Origin of the sequence: Rahnella sp. ChDrAdgB13 (assembly GCF_017655185.1) — a bacterium.
GTDB classification, from domain to species: domain Bacteria; phylum Pseudomonadota; class Gammaproteobacteria; order Enterobacterales; family Enterobacteriaceae; genus Rahnella; species Rahnella contaminans.
Window position 1 is genome coordinate 1 of the sequence record NZ_JAEMGT010000146.1, and the last position, 1,821, is coordinate 1,821.

3 protein-coding genes and 1 pseudogene are annotated in these 1,821 nt (G+C 53.5%); all 4 read left to right on the forward strand.

Translation table 11 applies throughout. The features are described 5' to 3' along the window. Nucleotides 1-335 (forward strand): annotated as a pseudogene (locus J8X26_RS25235) (hypothetical protein); the annotation flags it as partial. Continuing rightward, a complete protein-coding gene (locus tag J8X26_RS25240; RefSeq protein WP_208952326.1) occupies nt 323-631 on the forward strand; it encodes an HNH endonuclease signature motif containing protein in 309 nt (102 codons plus the stop codon). The pseudogene J8X26_RS25235 and the gene J8X26_RS25240, both read left to right, overlap by 13 nt. Nucleotides 632-739: 108 nt before the next feature. After that, entirely contained in the window at nt 740-1,240 is a 501-nt protein-coding gene (locus J8X26_RS25245; RefSeq protein WP_208952327.1) for a terminase small subunit, read from the forward strand. Beyond that, a partial coding sequence (locus J8X26_RS25250) for a terminase large subunit domain-containing protein (protein ID WP_244370856.1) occupies nt 1,241-1,821 on the forward strand: 581 nt, incomplete at its 3' end. It lies immediately after the preceding gene.

Consider the following 1,821-nt stretch of genomic DNA (forward strand, 5'->3'; position numbering starts at 1 on the left):
CCGGCCGCCCGCCACAGTATCAGCAGCAGATAGCAGCCAGCCTGATTGATGCCGATAAGCGCCGAGGCGATTACATCACGATGGACCGTCTTATTCATGGTGTGTGCTACAGCCCGCCAGTCAGCGGACTAAGCTGCATCATCCAGAACTGGAATCGCACCAAGGCAGCTGACTACGCAGTCGGTGACGCGCTGGGCGGCAAGGTCATCTATCCCTGCTACTCGTTGGTGGATCATGCTGACGGCATAACGGTCGAGCGACACCCTGACAATCAACCAAGGATAGAACGGCGTCGCGCTTGGCGTCTTGCAGGACCTATTGAATGGCAAAGCTAATGACACTCAAGCCCCGGCTGCAGGTTGTGACGGCGCAGCGATTGAAGCCAATGGTTATCGCTGACAGCCGCATCACCGGCTGGAAATTACAGGCGCGTCGCAAGCGTATGTGGGCAGCCAGTCCATGCTGTGCGGTCTGCGGACGCCTGACTGAATACCCAAATGGGTTTGAACTTGATCACATCGTATCGCTCTATCAGGGTGGCCCTGATACCGACGATAACTGTCAGATCCTCTGCAATGGTGATGACGGTTGCCATCGGAAGAAGACGCGGGACGACATGAAGGGAAGGTGAGCACGCCTGAGAGGGGTGGGGGGGTAGGGGAAAGCTTCAACCCCTCTTACCCGCGAAACCGCGCTCCCTCTCACGCGCAGAAAATTTCCCCCTCTGGAGGGTATAAACATGTTAACAGCGCAGAAGCGAAAATTTGCCCTTGCGCTGATGTCCGGAATGTCAAAAAAAGATGCGGCAATCGAAGCTGGATATTCTGAAAAATCCGCGCGCTCCAAGGGGTCGCAGCTCGCTAAAGCCCCGGAGGTCATCGCATTTACTGAACGCAAAAAGAACGAGGTTATTGAGGTTGATGACGTTCCGGCATACCGAAAAAATGTTAACACCCCCGCCGACAATGTTTACACCCCAACGGTAAACACCGACGAAAAGCGCGGTGGTGCCGGACGGTATTACGAGGACCCGATCGAATACCTGAAAGCGGTCATGAACGGGGTGGAGCCTGACAATATGGGCAGGCGTGATGCGGCTAAAGCGATGTTGCCTTATACGCACCCGAAAAAAGGGGAGGGTGGCAAAAAAGATGCGAAGCAGGCGGCCGCTAAAGCGGTTGCCAGCAAATTTGCGGGAATGGCCCCGCCTCAGCTGGTTGTCAACAACGGGAAACAGTAAATGCCCGAATGGTCTACAGCATGCACAGATTGGGCGGCGAAGCTTGTTAATCGTGAGTCCATCATTCCGCCGCCGATATTCCCTGACTCCGGGCAGTATGCTCTGTCAATTTTCAAAGAATTGAGAGTAACTGATGTGCCGGGTAAACCGACCTTTGGGGAGTGCTCGGAAGATTGGGTGTTTGATTTTGTGCTGGCCATCTTCGGTGGATATGACCAGGCAACCGGAAAGCAGCTGATCCGTGAATACGGCTTACTCATCAGCAAAAAGAACACAAAATCCACAATTGCGGCGGGCATAATGCTCACCGCACTGATTATTTGCTGGCGCGCTGATGAAGAGCACCTGATTTTAGCGCCTACTAAAGAGGTAGCAGATAACTGCTTCAAACCGGCAGCCAGTATGGTGAGGGAAGATGAGGAGTTATCAACCATCTTCCATATTCAGGATCACATCAGAACCATTACCCATCGCATAAATCGCAACAGCCTTAAAGTCGTGGCCGCTGATAGTGACACCGTGTCGGGTAAAAAAGCCGGGCGTATTCTGGTTGAGGAACTCTGGCTTTTCGGCAAGAACGC

Bases quoted from the DNA above. Each gene is read 5' to 3' on its own strand.
- J8X26_RS25245 (WP_208952327.1), top strand. From the start codon at position 740: ATGTTAACAGCGCAGAAGCGAAAATTTGCCCTTGCGCTGATGTCCGGA.
- J8X26_RS25240 (WP_208952326.1), top strand. From the start codon at position 323: ATGGCAAAGCTAATGACACTCAAGCCCCGGCTGCAGGTTGTGACGGCG.